This is a genomic window from Arthrobacter arabinosi (assembly GCF_054511115.1).
The window spans coordinates 1-16014 of record NZ_JBTNDF010000015.1 but is presented as its reverse complement, the minus strand read 5'-3'; the positions used below and the strand labels follow the sequence as shown (position 1 = coordinate 16014).

Annotated in this window: 13 protein-coding genes; 2 read left to right on the top strand and 11 right to left on the bottom strand. The window is 64.7% G+C overall.

Going from position 1 to position 16014, the window contains the following annotated elements; genetic code table 11:
- Positions 1–575: 575 nt before the first annotated feature.
- Positions 576–1616 (bottom strand): PDDEXK nuclease domain-containing protein, encoded by a 1041-nt coding sequence (locus tag ACX80P_RS16545; protein ID WP_459279201.1) that lies wholly within the window; start codon positions 1614–1616, stop codon positions 576–578.
- 255 nt (positions 1617–1871) lie between these two features.
- Here ACX80P_RS16545 and ACX80P_RS16540 point away from each other — a divergent pair, with 255 nt between their 5' ends.
- Entirely contained in the window at positions 1872–2174 is a 303-nt protein-coding gene (locus ACX80P_RS16540) for a DUF4193 domain-containing protein (protein WP_459279200.1), read from the top strand.
- Positions 2175–2267: 93 nt separating this feature from the next.
- Here ACX80P_RS16540 and mobF read toward each other — a convergent pair whose 3' ends face one another.
- Positions 2268–7040 carry a MobF family relaxase gene (gene mobF, locus ACX80P_RS16535; RefSeq protein WP_459279203.1) on the bottom strand — a complete coding sequence of 1591 codons (4773 nt, stop codon included), beginning with the start codon at positions 7038–7040 and terminating at the stop codon, positions 2268–2270.
- 544 nt (positions 7041–7584) lie between these two features.
- Here mobF and ACX80P_RS16530 point away from each other — a divergent pair.
- Positions 7585–8013, top strand: a complete 429-nt coding sequence (locus ACX80P_RS16530; protein ID WP_459279199.1) for a flagellar basal body-associated FliL family protein — start codon at positions 7585–7587, stop codon at positions 8011–8013.
- A 610-nt stretch (positions 8014–8623) separates the two neighbouring features.
- Here the strand turns inward: ACX80P_RS16530 and ACX80P_RS16525 are convergent.
- From ACX80P_RS16525 to ACX80P_RS16485, 9 genes are all read right to left on the bottom strand, one after another.
- Positions 8624–10117 (bottom strand): ParB/RepB/Spo0J family partition protein, encoded by a 1494-nt coding sequence (locus ACX80P_RS16525; protein WP_459279198.1) that lies wholly within the window; start codon positions 10115–10117, stop codon positions 8624–8626.
- A 491-nt stretch (positions 10118–10608) separates the two neighbouring features.
- A complete protein-coding gene (locus tag ACX80P_RS16520) occupies positions 10609–10815 on the bottom strand; it encodes a hypothetical protein (RefSeq protein ID WP_459279197.1) in 207 nt (68 codons plus the stop codon).
- Between the two features lie 311 nt (positions 10816–11126).
- On the bottom strand, positions 11127–12227 hold the full coding sequence (locus tag ACX80P_RS16515; RefSeq protein WP_459279196.1) for a DUF4192 domain-containing protein: 1101 nt from the start codon (positions 12225–12227) through the stop codon (positions 11127–11129).
- Between the two features lie 744 nt (positions 12228–12971).
- Entirely contained in the window at positions 12972–13229 is a 258-nt protein-coding gene (locus tag ACX80P_RS16510; protein WP_459279195.1) for a ParB family protein, read from the bottom strand.
- A gap of 3 nt (positions 13230–13232) precedes the next feature.
- Positions 13233–13499: a hypothetical protein gene (locus ACX80P_RS16505; RefSeq protein ID WP_459279194.1), complete on the bottom strand. Its 267-nt coding sequence runs from the start codon at positions 13497–13499 to the stop codon at positions 13233–13235.
- Between the two features lie 393 nt (positions 13500–13892).
- On the bottom strand, positions 13893–14447 hold the full coding sequence (locus ACX80P_RS16500) for a single-stranded DNA-binding protein (RefSeq protein WP_459279202.1): 555 nt from the start codon (positions 14445–14447) through the stop codon (positions 13893–13895).
- 137 nt (positions 14448–14584) lie between these two features.
- Complete coding sequence (locus ACX80P_RS16495) at positions 14585–14842, bottom strand: glutaredoxin family protein (RefSeq protein ID WP_459279193.1); 258 nt, start codon at positions 14840–14842, stop codon at positions 14585–14587.
- A 133-nt stretch (positions 14843–14975) separates the two neighbouring features.
- Positions 14976–15254 (bottom strand): hypothetical protein, encoded by a 279-nt coding sequence (locus ACX80P_RS16490; RefSeq protein WP_459279192.1) that lies wholly within the window; start codon positions 15252–15254, stop codon positions 14976–14978.
- Between the two features lie 88 nt (positions 15255–15342).
- Positions 15343–15777: a hypothetical protein gene (locus ACX80P_RS16485; RefSeq protein ID WP_459279191.1), complete on the bottom strand. Its 435-nt coding sequence runs from the start codon at positions 15775–15777 to the stop codon at positions 15343–15345.
- Between the last annotated feature and the right edge of the window lie 237 nt (positions 15778–16014).

Here is a 16014-nt window from a genome sequence, read left to right as displayed (position 1 = left end):
GTCAGTCGTGAAGTCATCCACGGCCATCTCCTCTCGGATCAGGCCGGGCCCTCACACACCGTTTTTCTTACAGTCCCGATCTAGACGCTCGACGCCATCAAGAGCGGTTTTGCGCTAATCTCCGGATGCCGATAACGAACCTTATGTCAACTTATGTTGACGAAGTTGGTCCTCTCCTACTTCTTACCAGAGTGCTGCTTAGGAGCAGGGCGCTTGGGACACCGCGCCGGACCTCCTTCGTCCATTGCAGCACTGGGGCGCAGATCGGTGTGGATGTAGTTTGTGCAGGCGGTGTCTACACAAACGGTTGATCAGTGAAGGTCGAGTACTGTCTACTCATTTCGAGGACTGACCGGGCTGGCCTAGAGCTGGGTGTGCAGCCGAACGACCACCTAAGGCGACTAGCAAATTCACTTACTTACAGAGTTACAGACTCACAAACTAACGGATACCGGGTGAGTCCCATGTGTGGCGATACAGCACCGATGATCCTTTTCCCGCGGTGCCCTTGAAGTACTGGTACCTGCCTCGTGTGAGCTAAGGGCTCGGGAAGAGATTAGTTGGACTCCCTCTTATTACTCCGCGTTCTCCGATGCAATCTGGTCGAAGGCCGCGGTCAGTTCGTCGGCCGCTGGTAGGGCGCGTTTTTCTGCGGCGGGCAGACTGTCATAGGTGTAGGTGGAAACCGCCATGGGTGATTCGGAGCGGCCGAGGGCGTAGCGGACGGTGTGGTCGTTCTTGCTGCCGCAGATCAGGATCCCGACGGTGTCATTGTGTGCCTCGCGGCGGAGCTTGTCGTCGACCAGGGCGACATAGAAATTCAGCTTGCCGGCGTACTCGGGCTGGAACTTGCCGGTCTTGAGTTCGATCACGAAGTAGCGCAGCTGCTCGACGTGGAAGAACAAAAGGTCGATGTAGAAATCGTCTCCCTCGACCTCGAGGTGGACCTGTCGGCCGACGAAAGCGAACCCAGGACCGAGCTCCCGGAGGGTGTCGACGATACGGTCCATGAGCGCTTGCTCGAGGTCACGCTCGGCAACCTCACCGGAGAGGCCGAGGAACTCAAAGGCATATGGATCCTTGGCGGTTTGCTGCGCCAGTTCGGAGTCCGTTGGCGGCAGGCTGCGGGTGAAGTTCGACGGCGCCGTCCCGGTGCGCTCCATCGACTTGTTCATGATCATGTTCGCCAGGACGTTCCGCGACCACCCGTACTCCACGGCTGCTGCGGCGTACCAGTCACGCGATGCACGTGTATCGAGCTTGTCCAGCAGCAGGACGACGTGGCCCCACGGCAATTGTCCAACAGCCTGTTGGACAATTGCGTCCTCGTCCCATGCCGCGGCGAAGGCCCGCATGTACTGCAGATTGCTGCGCGACAGACCGGTCATGTCCGGGAACTCGGTCCGCAAGTCATCTGCCAGCCGCTTCATGACCCCGGTCCCCCACCCCTGGCGTGCGCGCTGAACCAGGATCTCGTGGCCCATGTGCCAGTACAGCTCGATCAGCTGCGTATTCACCGTCCGCTGCGCTTTCACGCGGGCGCCATGAACCCGGTCCTTCAGCGCCTGCAGGGTCAAGCCGTAGCCATCAGGCAAAGCGACATCAGAGGTTGTCATGCCCCCATCTTTTCAGGATCGCCATCAGCAGTTCGCCAGCCGGGCTGCGTCCGTCCGCCATGGACGACCGATACGGCAGCGGTGCCACGCATCAACTACTTGACCCTTCATCGCCGTGTTGAGTCCCGCGGCACCACCAAATCGTTCGTGACTACGAATAGTGGAGACTAGCCACCAGTACGACAGGCAGGACCCACCCCGTGGACCCCTGTCGCCTGTTGCGACGAACCTCCAACGATTGGACTGAGACACACCATGGCAACCGACTACGACGAGCCCCGCGTTCGCCCGGAAGACCAGCCAGCCAACGAGTCTCTCGAGGCCATTCAAGCCCAGCGCAGCAGCACCACACAAACCTCGGTCATCGACGTCGAGGACGGCGACACAGCTGAGGGTCTTGACCTGCCCGGGGCGATTCTCGAGGAAGAACTCCTGGTGCAGGTTGTTCCCGTGCAGGAGGACGAGTTCACCTGCATGTCGTGCTTCCTGGTGCATCACCGAACACAGCTCGCACGCGAAAAGAACGGCGACAAGTACTGCGCCGAGTGTGAAGGATGACAGCCGACCGGCTACATCTCTGCTGATGGACGCGCGGACCCATCCGACCGTCCGCCGCGGCACGCGCCACCGGATGAATTACTTCGCCTGCAACTAGAGCGAGCGTCCCTTGCTTCGATCTGCGGCTTCCGTGGCCTTACGGGCGGAAGCCGCTTCGTCTTGCGCGGACTTCGTCGTGGGCTTCTCCGGCGCAGCCTTCCTCCTCCGGATGACTTCGGCCTGTTCCTTGCCCCACCGCGAATGACGGTTGTCGGGTCGAGCGGCATCCTTGTTCTCGTTCACGGCGGACTCCCGCGTGTTCTGGTTCTGAGCGGTGGGGGCCAAATCGCCGGCGACCTTGGATGCCTCCGGCGTTGCCGTTCCTGCGGCAGCTGCCGCCTGTGCGCGGTGCCTGGCGAGCACACGGGCAACGGCGGCCGACCTATCATCGCCCTGCTGCGGTGTCGGTTCAGCCTGTACGGCGTCCACGATGCGTGCCTCGCGCTGCTGCGGCGCCGGCAAGGGATCGCTGGCGGCGGCGCGTTCTGCCCGCATCCGGTCGATGACCCGCCGGGCTGCTGGCTGCTCAGTCGCCATGCGGTCCACGATCGCTGCCTCGTCCGCTCCCTGCTGAATCTGTGTGGCCGTCCTCGGTGCGACGGTCGTGAGTTCACTGTGCTTGTGCAGGGCAGTGGCCCGCTCGATGAGGCGCTGCGCGGTCGGATCATCCCGGTACTGCTTGGGGATCAGCGCGGTCTCGTGAGCGCCGATGTTGTACCGGTTCCGGTACGCCTCGGTCTCGGCCGCGATGCTGTGCCACTCAGCTGCCTTCGCTTGCCTACCGGGCACGGGCCCGAGCGCGTTCGTCCACGCTGGCTTCTCTTCCGCGAGCTGCGCGCCACGAACCATGACCCTCTGCTCGAGGTGAGTCCTGAGCCGGTCAAGCTCGGCCCGGTAGGAGGCCGGCACCAGCTCATCGCGCAAGAGCACGGACGGCGCGAGGTCATTACTGACCGTCGTGGTGGCCATTGGCCGCGTGGTGGTCGTGCTGGCCTGTGGCAGTGCGACGGAGCGGAGTTGCTGCTCGTTCCTGATGGCCTCACCGATGGTGACCTGGTGTGCGGCGCGGGGGTCCTCCCCGCGTGCGGTGCGCTCGATCGCGGCCTGCGTCGGGGAAAGATCCTGACGGCGTTCCAACTCGACCGTCATCGCCTGCACAGTCCACTGCGCCTTCCTCGTCGAGGCGTCGACGGGCTGCGTCGGGTCGATGGCCTGTACCCGCTGCAGGGCATCGGTGCGCGCGTCGGTGAGCTTGTCGGTCCGCGTGAGCGCGAATGGGCGTGCCGCCCATTGCGTGTCCATCGGCACTTCACCGGGCGACCGGCGCGGCAGCTCGGTTCCTGCTGCGTGCTTCGTGGCCTGCTGTGCGAGGCGGGCCAGGTGCTCATCGGATACGGCCCCGAGGGGACGCTGGTCGGCATTGGCGAGGAGGCTGTGGGCGGCGTCGATGCGCTGCTCGAGCCGGTACGCGAGGACGGCTGCCGGGTCCTGTGCTCCGTCGAACCCGCGAAGGTGCCCGGTGTCGGCGTGCTGTCCGCGTCCGGTGCTGTCCCTGTTGCTGTCATGGCTGACGCCGGCGGCCTGGGCGAGGAGTGCGGCGGGGTCGAGTCCCTGCGCTTCTGCTGTACGCAGGTGGGTCGCGGCCGCTCCCCATGCCTCGTGCGAGGTGAACTGCACGGCGGTCCGCGGCCCCAGAACGTCAGCTGCGATGGTCCTGGTCTTGGCTTCCCACGCGGCGTTCTCGACCTCGTTGTAGACGCCCGCCAGGGTCGCAACGTCACCGGATCGGACGGCTTCGGTGCGGACTGCTTCGTGCGCGGACAGAGTTCGGTCGTAGTTCGCTGTGATGGTGGACAGGACGCTGTCGCGGGTCACGGTCTGGTCGTTGTCGTCGCCGAGTGCGACGTAGAGACGGTTTGTTTCGCGTCCTCGGGTGGCGGCGACGTAGGCGCCGGCGCGGTCGGTCCGCTCGTCGAGAATCGCGTGCGCGGTATCCACGGTCGCGCCCTGGGCGCGGTGCACGGTCGCGGCGTAGCCGAGTTGGCCGTGCTCGTGGAGGTAGTCGGCGTCGACGGTGATCCGTCCCCGGTGGCCCGCGTGCCGGAGGGTGATGCGCTGCCGTTCCTGTCCTGCAGCTGTATCGGCGGCGGAGCCGGCGGTGACCTTTTCGACGGTCCAGACGTCGTTGTTCTTAACGAAGTCCTTGCCCTGGTTGAGCTGCAGGGTCCGGTCGTTTTTTCGGGTGACGACGGTGTCCCCGGCATAGGCGCGCAGTCCGTCGCGCAGGACCACGGACGGCGTTGCCTCGGTGATCGGACCGGCGCCGTCGGTGAGGTCGCCGGTGGCGATGCGGGCGGCCTGGGCGCGGGCGTTGAGGTCGGTAACGGTCGCGTTGTCGGTCGCGACCAACAGCGAGGTCTTGCCTGCCTGGGTGTCAGCCATCCACGCGCCGAGGGCGTCCTGCGTCATGGCTTCGGTGGTTCCCGCGGTGATGCGATTGTTTTCGAGGTACCAGTGGAACGGGGTGTCCACACCGGCGGCCGGCGGCTCGCGAAGTGCCAGGGATGCCTCCGATTCACCTTCCGTGCGGAAGCGGTGAACTTCATCGAGGCGGACCGCTCCGACCTCGTTGTTGAGCAGGCGCAGCGCCCCGCCGGAACCGATAGCTCCGAGCTGCCGGTCATCTCCGATGGCCCTGACGACGGCACCATTACGGGCGGCCACGGCGACGACATCGGCGAGCTTCGGAGTGGTCACCATGCCGGCTTCGTCGACGATGATCACGTCCCCGGCCCCGAGAGCGAAGGTACCTGTACTGGCGCTCGTACCGGCTTGCTGGTTGCGGTGGGTGGCCAGGAACGCGTCGATGGTCGTCGCGTCGGCTCCGAGGTCCCCGCTCATGACAGCCGCCGCGGCGGCGGTGGGCGCGAGTCCAATGACCCGTCCGCCGGTGTCCCGGACGGCCTCGGCGGCGAGGGACAGGCTGGTCGTCTTACCTGTTCCTGCCGGCCCGATACCGAGGGTGAGCAGCTTCTCGTCAGTGGCGAATGCCCGCGCCAGGTCGATCTGTCCCTGGGACAGGGATGGCTTGCCGGCCTTCGCTGCCGCTTCGGTGTGCTGCGCCAGGACTGCGTCAAACCGTTCCATGGACACGGCCGGGATGACGCTCTTCTGTCCGGCTGCCAGGATCCTGTGCTCAGCGTTCAGCACCTCGTGGGAAGTGAACAGGGCAGTATCGGCCTCCTGGAACTGGCTCGTTCCGTCGGCCCGCAGGAACTCACGCAGGCTTGGGGTGATGGCCTCGGGCGTGACCTGGAGGCTGTGGGTGCCGATGACCGAGCGGGTGACCTTCTCCACGGTTTCATCGGTGATCGTTTGTCCTGGGAAGGCGTCTTTGAGGTGGCGGCGGGTCTGGGCGATGACATGGTTTCGCCCCCATGAAGCGCGCTTGGCTGACAGTTCGTGAACGATGTCACGGGCGTGCTCGTGCACGTCGACGTCCGCAACACTGGGGCCGGCGGACGTGCCAGTAGTTGCTGAGATGCCGGCGCTGCGGACGTGCTCGAGGAGTGACGGTCCGACCGGCATGCCCATCCCACCGTCCAGTCCGGTGCTGTAGTCCTTCTGCCATTCCTCGACCAGCTCGGAGAGCCGGCGGGCACTCTTCTTCTCCGGTCGGGTCTCCAGCGTGGCCTGCTGCGCCAGGGCAATCTTCTGCTTATCGCTGGGCGCGTACCCGTGCTTATCGGTGAACTCGGACTCCAACCGGTTGATCGCGCCGGCGATGTTCGTGCGCCTCGAGGACGCCCGGTGGATGGCGTCCAGGTCAATCCCTGCGACCTCGTAGATAGGCTCCCCGCCACCGGCGGTCCGGGCGACCGTGCTGACGCCGAGGGCCGCGCAGACCTTCTCGATCACCTTCGCGTTGTACGTCTCGGATGCCGCGACGCCCATCTTGTAGAGGGTCCGTCCATCGAGGGAGGACCACTTCCCGTCGGTGCCCATGACCTTGTTGGCGATGACGACGTGGTCGTGAAGCTGCGGGTCCCCAGCACGGGAGTCGTAGTGCCGGAACTGGGTAGCGACCAGTCCGTGCTCCACGTTGATCTGCCGCACACCCTGGGGTCCACGGCGGGTGTAGGCGGCGTTCTTTTCGAGAAACGTAATGGTCTCTGCGATGGCTTCGTTGTGCGCTGTCTCGATGGCTTGACGCGCTTCGTCGCCGCCGAGCGCCCAGAGGAGGGACACCGATTTGGCGGGCGAGAACACCAGGTCGTATCCGGCGACGGTCTGCTGTTTCGGTGTGGTCTGCGCGGTCACGTAGCGGGCAAGTTCCTCGTTGCTGCGGGCGTTCCGTCCGTGGGACTCGCGGAACAGCTCGCCCCCGACCCGGTACCGGATCTCGTGCATGACCTCCTTCGGCAGCGCTTTGTCTGCGTTTTCAGGACCGGCCCAGTCGGGGCCACCGAGCCTGCGGAACCGTGCTGATTCTTCCTCGATGCGGCGGGTCATTTCGGTGTCCGCTGCCCCGAATTGGAGGTACGGCTTCCCCAAGGCCACATCCTCCTTGGTTCCCCCATTCGCAAGGATCTGCGCCGCGTTGGGCTTGATTCCCTCACCGAACAGGGCCTTCATCTGCGCTTCGGTGACCTCACCGGAGACGTTCAGTAGTTGCTCTGAGTGGCCGACCCACTGGCCCGGAGGCATGCCCTCAACGGTGTAGTAGTCCCCCAGCTCGCGGTCCCCCGAGCGCAGCTCGTCGGCGCTGGCGACCTCGGAGGTGTAGTAGGCGTAGCCGTCCCCAGCACTGAGCTTATGGACGGTCATCACAGCCCTATTCTCGCGGGCAGGGACGCGATTGTCGACCTCGCTTACATGAGTGCAAGAGGTGTGACAGATTGTGCTGGTTGGAAGGGTGCGAAATCGAATGGTGACGACGAAGGAGGAAACCCAGATGAAGCGCCATGGAAACCAGTACGATTGGTCCATCGAATCTCGATGTGGTTGTGCACATGAGAATGAGCGGTGGGTAACACGGTTTTCGTTATCCACGGGTCGTTCGATTGTGTGGAACCGCAAACGGACGTTATCCACCAGGTGGGCAGCATAGAGACGTTGGGGTATCTCGGAGCTGTCCACGTGTGGTCAACGTCCGTTGGATCCAGCCCGAGCGTCAGCGAGGTCCGCATGGGTATCTCATGGGTGCCGGCGGTGACATCGGGCATAGTCGGTGATCGGTTGGGGGTCCGCCCGTGGTGGACAGTCGCTAACCGTTAGGTTTGGCAGGGAAAGTGCGTCGGATCGCAAGTCGCGCCCGGGCAGGATCAGGTACAGGTTTTGAACGCAGGATGAGTGAAGGGGACGCGTCATCATGGCAGCACCGAGGAAGTCAGCGCAGCAGGTCGCGGCACGGGAAAAGGCGAGGGCGAAAGCCCAGGAACTGACCGAGCGGCACGAGCGGTTGATTGACCTGGCGGCGGAGTTCTTCGAGCAGGAGCAGCAGGCCGAGCAGATCCGCGCCGAGGCGCGGGAGCGGGCCGATGCGATCCTGGCGAAAGCCGAGCAGGACGCCGAGGCGGCCGCGAAGGAAGCCGGCGCGAAGGTGCAGCAGATGCTCGACACCGGCGAGAGCCGGGCCGCGGTCGCGGCCCGGCTTGGGCTCAGTACCGCCGAGATAAAGCGGGCCCTGGACGGGGCCAGCACCAGCCCGACCTCCGGGGAAGGACGGACCGAGCCGACGCTGGCGGCGACAGCGGACGACGTTGCGGAGCAGGTTGCCTCCGAGACAAAGGCCGCGTAGCGGGTGAGGCTCCGACGGCATGCATCCGCGCTGGGATTTCTGGTCCTTGGTAGTGCCATCGCCTTCGTGACTCTTGCCCTCATCGTCTTCGGTGCAGCCGCTGTGACGTGGCAGCCTTTCGCAGCTCTCGTTGCTGCTGCGGGTCTGGGGATCTGGCTTTTCCGCTTCGGCTCGCGTCATGCGTGGGTAGCACTACTGGTTCTGGCCGGAACACTGGCCGTGTTGTTCCTACTCGCGGGCAACTCCGAGGTCATCCGGTCGGTGCCGGTCGCGTGGATCTTCGGTTTCGCAGCCGGATCAAACCTCGGTGTGGCGTGGAGGATGACGGCTCGCAAGCCGGCGGCGTTGTCGGCCGCGAGGTAAGTCGGATCGGGTCGGTGTATGGCGCGGCCGTGGCGCGCGTACCTGGTGCGCGGCACCGGAGCCGGGTCGAGGTTGAGTGCGAGGACGGCGGTTCGTCGCCGGCGACCACAGCTCGAGGTTCCCGTAGCGGCGGCGAACCGCCCCGCCCATCAGCGGCGAGTTGACCGGTTTACGCTTCCCTGCCCTGACTGCCCGGGCCGGGGCTGGTGGTGCAGGGTTGTTGCTCCCTGCACCACCGGTGCCGGTGCTACTCGGCCGCGTACTCTTCGGCGATCATTTCCTCCTCGTCCGCGTGGACTTCCTCGAACGTCTCGCCCGGCTCTGCCTGCGCTTCCGGCTCGTCGTCCTGAGCTTCGTCCTGCGTCTCGACCGGTTCGGCGTCCTGCGTCTCTGGCGCGGGTGCCGGTGCTGGTTTCGGGGTTGGTGCGGGTGCGGGGTGGGTGATGAGTCGTTCCACGTCGCTGAGTTCGTAGCCCCATGTGGCGAGTTGCGTCAGGTAGTGCTTGGCGGTGGGGTCGGACCCGCGCCATGACTGGCGGCTCATACGCTTCTCGTATCCCGCGAGGACCATCGCGAGGGCGTTGGTTTCGTGACGGGCGTTGGGGCGGCTGGTGATTTTCGCCAGCTCCGAGCTGGTGCCGAACCCGGTGGCCTTTGGCTCCTTGCCGGTGAGCAGTTCGGCGGCGAAGTCGCTGTGCTTGGAGAGTCCATCGGCGACGGTGTACGCATGGACTCCCATCGCGTGGGCGACGAAGGGGAGTGCGTTCTTCGGGGCGGTCTTGCCTTTGAGCAGTCCCTTTACGAAGTTGATGCGGACCACCTCAGCGGCGTCCCATGCCTTATTGTTCTCGATCACGGTCCGGCGTTCGGCTTTTTCCTCCTCGCTCATCTTCCCGGCGCGGGGTGCTCCGGGCTTGGTGAAGCCTGCGGCCTTCCAGTCGGTGTTGATGTAGGTCGTGGCGACTCCCGAGTAGGTCCAACGGACGTAGGCGGCGTCTGCGTCCTCGACTGTCAGTGCGCCGCCGTCGGCGGTGCGCAGGTCGCCGATCTTGGCCATGGGTCCCTTGTAGTCGTAGTAGCCGATTGAGTCGTCCTCGATGAGGGTCAACCCTACGGCTTCGGCTTCGGCCTTCGCGGCCGCGACAGCGGCCTCTCGGGCGCGGTCGTCGCGGATGCGCTGGGCGGTGTGGTCGAAGCTCTGCGGGTTCTCCTTGGCCGTGGTTTCGAGCTTCACGATCGCTTCGGTGTCTCCGGCGAATTCCTCGATCACTGCGGCCATGTCCAGCGTCATGCCAGCGGCGAGGAACGCGGTCGCGGTGTCGTCGGCGCGGACTTTCAGGGCCGCGTCCACGGTGGTTTTCTTCGCCCCGGTCTTGCGGGCGATCTGCGTGGCAGACACACCGAGCAGGGACAGCTGGTGGAATGCTTCGGCGCGGTCGTGGTCGGTCAGTTCGCGGCGCTGGTCGTTTTCCACGATCTGCTTCGCGAGCCTGTCGGCTTCGGTGAGGGAGTCGACGACGTACACGGGCATGGTGTCGAGGTTGTTCTCAACGGCGGCGAGGGTGCGGCGCTGGCCGTAGAGGACGTGCAGGGTGCCGTCCTCGGTGCGGTGTGCGACGACGGGCTGAATGACTCCGTGCTCCTTGATGGAGGACAGGAAAGCCTTGTCCAGCTGGGCCTCGGCGCGCACGTTGGTGTCGATGGTCAGCTGGGCGGGATTGATCTGTTCCAGAACGGACATGGTTGTGTTCCTTCTTGGTAGGTGTGGGTCCGGGCCTGTGGTGTGCCAGCGGGACTGTGGTGGCCCTTCCCCGTTGTTTTTTGCCTGCTGGCGAGCTCGCTCGCTCGTTCCCGACGGAGCACTGTCAACCCGAAGGGCAGGGCCTGCCAGAAACCTCGAAGGAAATAAGCGACGCAGGAGCGCCGTAGAGGTTTGTGGCCGGCCCCGTCGCGCAGCGATTGACGGTGTGGAGCGGGGACGCACAATCCGTAGGACAGCAGCAAAAAAGACCCGGACGGGATGCGACGAAGGAGCAGCCTGACCGGTGACAGGCCGGAGCGAAGCGAAGGACCATTGCCCTGCTCGGAGCCCTGGCGGAGAGCAGGGAAGCACTACAGGCAAGACACCCACGGACGCCTGGGCGCGTTGGTGGGGCATGAGAAAGGGCGGCAGGGCTGGTGTGCCCGTGCCGCCCTCTGTGCCCGGCTAAGTGCTCTCAGCCGATGGTGTGTCTAGGAGAGGAGATCCTTGTCGGCCTCAGGTGTCCACACGATGTCAACGTGCGAGAACTGAACGGGCCCGGCCGTTATCTGGTCCTCGAGCAGTTCTTCCACTGTCGGCGCTGTCAGCTGCGGGAAGTGCACGGCCAGGCTCTCGCTGAACGGGGTTGTCATGGTGATGCTCGGGGTGGTGTGCGCGATGTAGTCCGTGGGTCCCATGCGTGTGCCTTCCTTACTCGGTGGAGTGATTTCACTGTACGTGCTGGCGCAGCCGGCACCCGGAGGTCGCCTGGCGGACTAACCCTGTAGGTGCAGCTCGTGGCTGGTAGGTATGGTCGCGTCAGCGTGTCTGGCGGCGGCCGGGGGAGCTGGCGGCGGAGGCCGCCGCCAGCGCACCCAATGAAACCGGCGGCACCCCTGCCGGGTGCTCCTGTCGTGCCAGGGTGAACGAGAAGAGGGCCGGACTCCCGTGGGGGTGGGTGTCCGGCCCTCGGCCTGTGGTCTAGCTGGCCCCGTGACCGGGTGCCTGGTTAGTGGCGGTTGCCCTGTGGGTAGGCGGTGGCTTCGTTCTGCGCGGCCAATGGGACGTAGCTGCGGCTGACCAGCTCGCGGAGCAGGCGGGACAGTCGGTGCTGCCCGTCGATGTCTAGGGCCTTCGTGAAGTAGGCGATGGCCACGGAGGACGATCCCCGGTACCAGCTCAGCCACCCGAGGAAGCAGAACAGGGCGGCGCGGTCCTCGATCGGCGTGTACGCGAGGATCTTGATCAGCAGGTCCTCGGTCGCTTCTACGCGGGACCAGTCCGGCCGTCCCTCATACTGTCCGATTAGCACCTTCTGAAAAGTCGGCTCGTCATCGGCTGCGCCGATCGCGTCGGCCATCAACCGTTCACGGATGGACTTGATGTTCAGGTAGCAGACCAGTTCGCACGCGGCCCTCTCGTCGATGTCCTCCCCCAGTGCTTCGTTCCACTCGGCGCGGGCATCGCACATCTTCTGGTGGTCGAACTCCAGATCATCCGGGGCACCCAGCCGGTTGATCCAGTACGTCGCTTCGGTGATCGTCGCGTGCGCGTCGTCGGAGCCGATGAACGCCGGGTCTACGGCCGTGGCTTCCGCGCTCGGTCGCGTGCTGTACCCGCGATAGATCATCTCCGCGTTGACCGCGCTGTCCCGGACCTCGTCCAGCGGGTTCAGTGTGCAGCACCCGCCGTCCTCGCAGAAGTACGTCGTCCATCCCTTGTCGGTGACCAGCCACCCGTTCCGCAGGGACCATCCGGCCCGCTCCATCTCGGCCTCAAGGGCTTTCGCGTACTCCATGTAGGGCTTAGCGTGCTCGTTCTCGCCCAACAGGGCGGCGTCGGCCACCTCGTTCGTGTAGACGAACAGCAGGGCGCCGTCGGCGGCGGTGTCGGCAAGCAGATGCCGCATCATGGCCTGCGCGTAGTCGACTGGGCGGACAGCTTCGGCCGGGGTGTTGCTTCGCAGGGTCAGGCCGTTCTGCTGGCCGCGCATGGTCATGACCACGAAGGACTCGCGGGGCTGGAAGCCGAGCGTGGTCGGGACGTAGGCGAGCAGATCAGCCGCCGTCGAAACGGTGAGCTTGTTGTTGTGCTGGGTGTTCTCGTTCATGGTTGTGTTCCTTCTTGGTAGGTGTGGGTCCGGGCCTGTGGTGTGCCAGCGGGACTGTGGTGGCCCTTCCCCGTTGTTTTTTGCCTGTTGGCGAGCTCGCTCGCTCGTCCCCGACGGAGCAGTGCTCAACGCCGTAGGTGCGAGGGTGCGCCGATCCTGGGAGGAAATAAGCGACGCAGGAGCGCCGGACAGGATCGGTGTGTCCGATGCCGGCGGAGCCGGTTGACGCTGTGGAGCGGGGGCGCATAATCCGTAGGACAGCAGCAAAAAAACGTCAGGGTCGGGTGCGACGAAGGAGCACCCGGACCTCATCAGGCCGAAGCGAAGCGCAGGACCATTGCCCTGCTCGGAGCCCTGGCGGAGAGCAGGGAAGCACTACAGGCAAGACACCCACGGCCGCCGGCCACCCGCATGGTTTGTTTCTGGGCCGCAGCGGTAGCTAAGAGTGTGACCGCCGTAGGGTGAGTTCCATGCGTGTCCTGGCCAATCTCCTCGTACAGTTCGCCCTGATCGTCGGCATCCTGTTGGTCGCCCGACTGGTCTTTGACCTGAGCCTGGGAGGGGTGCTGGCTGGTTGTGGCGCGGGACTGGGTATCGCCGTTACTCAATACGTGAGAGCCCGAAAGGCTAAGCGGGCGGCCGTTCGCGGTGCCGGACGCCCGCTACCGGAGGGTTAAAAGGTGGAAGCGGGCCCCGCACCACACGGGTCCCGCTTCCGTTCTTACTTTCCCTACCAAGGGAAATCTATTGGGCCCGGTTCTTCTCTTCCTCGAGAGTCCGTCGGCCTGGCCGGAGGGCCCCCGGTGCTACCGGTTCCCACTTCCTGCCGTTGTTGTGCTTGCGCTGCAGGCGCTTCACCTCGCGCATCACAGCTGCTTCGATCAAGTCTGTCACAGAGCGGTAGCCCTCGGCATTGCCTGCGGCGAGGAACGCAGCCCGCACCTGGTCGGCGTCGTCCTGTGCGAAGTACGGCGTGAAAGACGCCGGTTTGCTCTTGCTCACCTGCTACTCCTCGTCGTCGAAAGCTCCTGCTGGTGGCGGCGGTTTGGGGTCGCCGGCCAGCTTGTTCAGCTCGCCCTTCTTGTAGATCCTGATGACGTCCTGCCAGCCCTCGGGCATCCGCGGCCGGTGCAGCGGGCAAAAGGTCAGTCCCGCATCCGCGATGTACGCCCAATCCTTCGGGGTTCCATCCCCGGTGAGCGTCAGCGGAGCTGTTCGTCCGCATTCCGCGCATTCGGCCACGTGGTCATTGTCGGGTCGAGTCGCAGGCATCAAACCAGCCTGTCGGCCTCACCAATCCCCGACTCATCCTTGGAAGCGTCCCAGCGTGAGTTGTAGCCGAGAGCTGCGCGATCGAGCGCCCTCTTGGCTTCCGCGATGAGGCTTCGCGCTTCCCGAGCCGCTTTGCCCTGCTCTGCGGTCGGGCCACTACCTGGGCGCCAATCCGACCTCAGTTCGTCCTCGGCGTCACCGAGGGCTCGATGAGCTTGACGTCGCATGTCCTCGAAAGTGGGTAGATCACTCATCTGCTTCCTCCAGCATTGGTGCGGTCATTAGCGCTAGTGCGTTGAACATGCTCGGACGATGGTTCGGGTTGACGCGATGGTGGCCAGCGTAGGGCCGGCCACCGACGCTTGTCCCTGAGGGTGCGCGAACGCTGCGGGTTCAGAAGGGGGGTTCGCTGTCAGGGCCGTTGCCCCACCCACCTGCACCGCCGGCACCAGCTGCTGCGGGGGCTCCCCACGGATCATCCGCGGGCTGCTGCTGCCACGAGTTGCCGGGCTGCGCTCCTCCCTGGAACCCTCCCCCGCCCTGGGCGCTGCCTCCACCGGTGCCGTTGTTGCCGGATCCGCTGCGCTGGGCGCGGGTGACTTTCGCCGAGGCGTAGCGCAGGCTCGGGCCGACCTCATCGACCTCGAGTTCCATGACGGTGCGCTTCTCGCCTTCCTTCGTGTCGTAGCTGCGGGACTTTAGCCGGCCCTGGGCGATGACGCGGGTTCCCTTGGTCAGGGTCTCGGCGACGTTCTCGGCCGATTCGCGCCAGACGTTGCAGCGCAGGAACAGGGTTTCCCCGTCCTTCCAGTCATTGCTCTGCCGGTCGAACGTGCGCGGCGTGGACGCGATGGTGAAGTTCGCGACCGCTGACCCGCTGGGGGTGAAGCGGAGTTCGGGATCCGCGGTGAGGTTCCCGATAACAGTGATGACGGTTTCTCCGGCCATGATGCTCAACTGCCTTTCGTATGGGTGCTGGTGTTGTCGTTGAATGTCGGTGCTGCTGGTAGCTACTCGGTTGTTTCTGTACTGCCGGACAAGGCTTGTAATGCAAGGCTTGTTTTACAAGCCTTGTCTGCGGCTGCTTACTTGGCGCCGTCGAGGGCGATGACCTGGCTGATCTTGGTCGGGTTCAGGCCGGACCAGTGGTCCTCGCTGCCGTCCTTCTCGTACACCACAACGGGTGCCTGGCTGTAGCCGAGCTCCTCGGTGATGTAGGCCAGTGCCTGGTCGTTGGTGGTGATGTCCACGGTGACGAACTGGACGCCGGCGGCGTCGAATAGTTCCTTCGTCTTCTTGCATCCGAAACAGCCCGACGGCTTCTCGTAGACGGTGATGGTCATGGCGCTCAGTCCTTGGTTACGTGGTGGTTTTAGTGAGAGTCAACTGCTGTGCTGCTGGTACTAATTCTACCGTTTATTCATCTGAAAAAACAGCACTTGTATGGCGCGAATCACGCTATTTCGCGGCTCGTTTTTAGTCGGCTGGGCCGATGATTTCCAGCTGGGTCCAGCTCTCGCGCACTTCTCCGGCGGCTTCGTGGAAGTGCTGGTGGTCGCGCAGCTCGGGGTGGGCTTCGATGTAGCGACGGACGTCTTCGGCGCATATGTCGTCCTTGTCGCTGACGGGCTGGATCCAGTCATTCTCTTTGGGGTTCTCCTGCAGCCAGGCGAGCATCGCGTCTTCGTCGACGGCGATTCGGACGTAGTCGGCCTGGGTGGTGACACGGTTCATGGAGAGCAGCATTTCGGGCATCAGTGCTTGCCTGCTTTCGAGGTAGTGGGATGAGGTGGAGGGCCGGGCCGCACCCCGCCCGCTGGGGCGGGGTGCGGTTGCTGGTCGCTTACTCGACGGTGTCGCGTCCCTGCGTCCATCCGAAGAAGGGCTTGCGGTAGCGGCTGGGAAGCTCGGCCGCCGCCACGGGCAGGTCCTCCGGGCCGTCTGACTGGCCGGACTTCCAGAACCAGAACACCGATTCGGTGATCGCTTCGTGGCAAGCGGTCTGGGAGCGGAACCAGTGCGTTTCGGTGTCGCCCTCGACGTACTGGCCGTACCCGAACAGCTCCCCCGCGTCGTCCTTGCTCTTGGCCACGGCAAGGATGATGTAGGGCCACGATCCGGCGTCCCAACCTTCAGAACCCCAGTTAGGCAGAACAGCCCATGCCGTACCGGTGAGGGTTTCCATCCAGTCGTACCCGTCCCCGCTCCGGTCATCGACCGGCAGAGCAGACACCGACACAGTCTCGGCAGTGTCCTTAGTCGTCTTGTTCTCGTTCACGGTGTTGCTCCTTGGTTGCGGTGGTGGTGTCGGGGCCCTTGGTGACCAGCAGTGGACCCTTTCCCCGTTGTTTTTTGCCTGCTGGCGAGCTAGCTCGCTCGTCCCCGACGGAGCAGTGCTCAACGCCGTAGGTGCGAGGGCGCGCCGATTCTGGAAGGAAATAAGCGACGCAGACATCTCACGTGTTTATGAAGTCAAGCGGCGAGGTTTGCGACCGGTGGAGTGAAGGCTGTGGCT

Excerpts from the sequence above, each read along its gene's own strand:
- ACX80P_RS16490 (WP_459279192.1), bottom strand. The coding sequence starts at position 15,254 with ATGCCCGAAATGCTGCTCTCCATGAACCGTGTCACCACCCAGGCCGAC.
- ACX80P_RS16540 (WP_459279200.1), top strand. The coding sequence starts at position 1,872 with ATGGCAACCGACTACGACGAGCCCCGCGTTCGCCCGGAAGACCAGCCA.
- ACX80P_RS16525 (WP_459279198.1), bottom strand. The coding sequence starts at position 10,117 with ATGTCCGTTCTGGAACAGATCAATCCCGCCCAGCTGACCATCGACACC.
- ACX80P_RS16530 (WP_459279199.1), top strand. The coding sequence starts at position 7,585 with ATGGCAGCACCGAGGAAGTCAGCGCAGCAGGTCGCGGCACGGGAAAAG.
- mobF (WP_459279203.1), bottom strand. The coding sequence starts at position 7,040 with ATGACCGTCCATAAGCTCAGTGCTGGGGACGGCTACGCCTACTACACC.
- ACX80P_RS16505 (WP_459279194.1), bottom strand. The coding sequence starts at position 13,499 with ATGCCTGCGACTCGACCCGACAATGACCACGTGGCCGAATGCGCGGAA.
- ACX80P_RS16500 (WP_459279202.1), bottom strand. The coding sequence starts at position 14,447 with ATGGCCGGAGAAACCGTCATCACTGTTATCGGGAACCTCACCGCGGAT.
- ACX80P_RS16515 (WP_459279196.1), bottom strand. The coding sequence starts at position 12,227 with ATGAACGAGAACACCCAGCACAACAACAAGCTCACCGTTTCGACGGCG.
- ACX80P_RS16545 (WP_459279201.1), bottom strand. The coding sequence starts at position 1,616 with ATGACAACCTCTGATGTCGCTTTGCCTGATGGCTACGGCTTGACCCTG.
- ACX80P_RS16495 (WP_459279193.1), bottom strand. The coding sequence starts at position 14,842 with ATGACCATCACCGTCTACGAGAAGCCGTCGGGCTGTTTCGGATGCAAG.
- ACX80P_RS16520 (WP_459279197.1), bottom strand. The coding sequence starts at position 10,815 with ATGGGACCCACGGACTACATCGCGCACACCACCCCGAGCATCACCATG.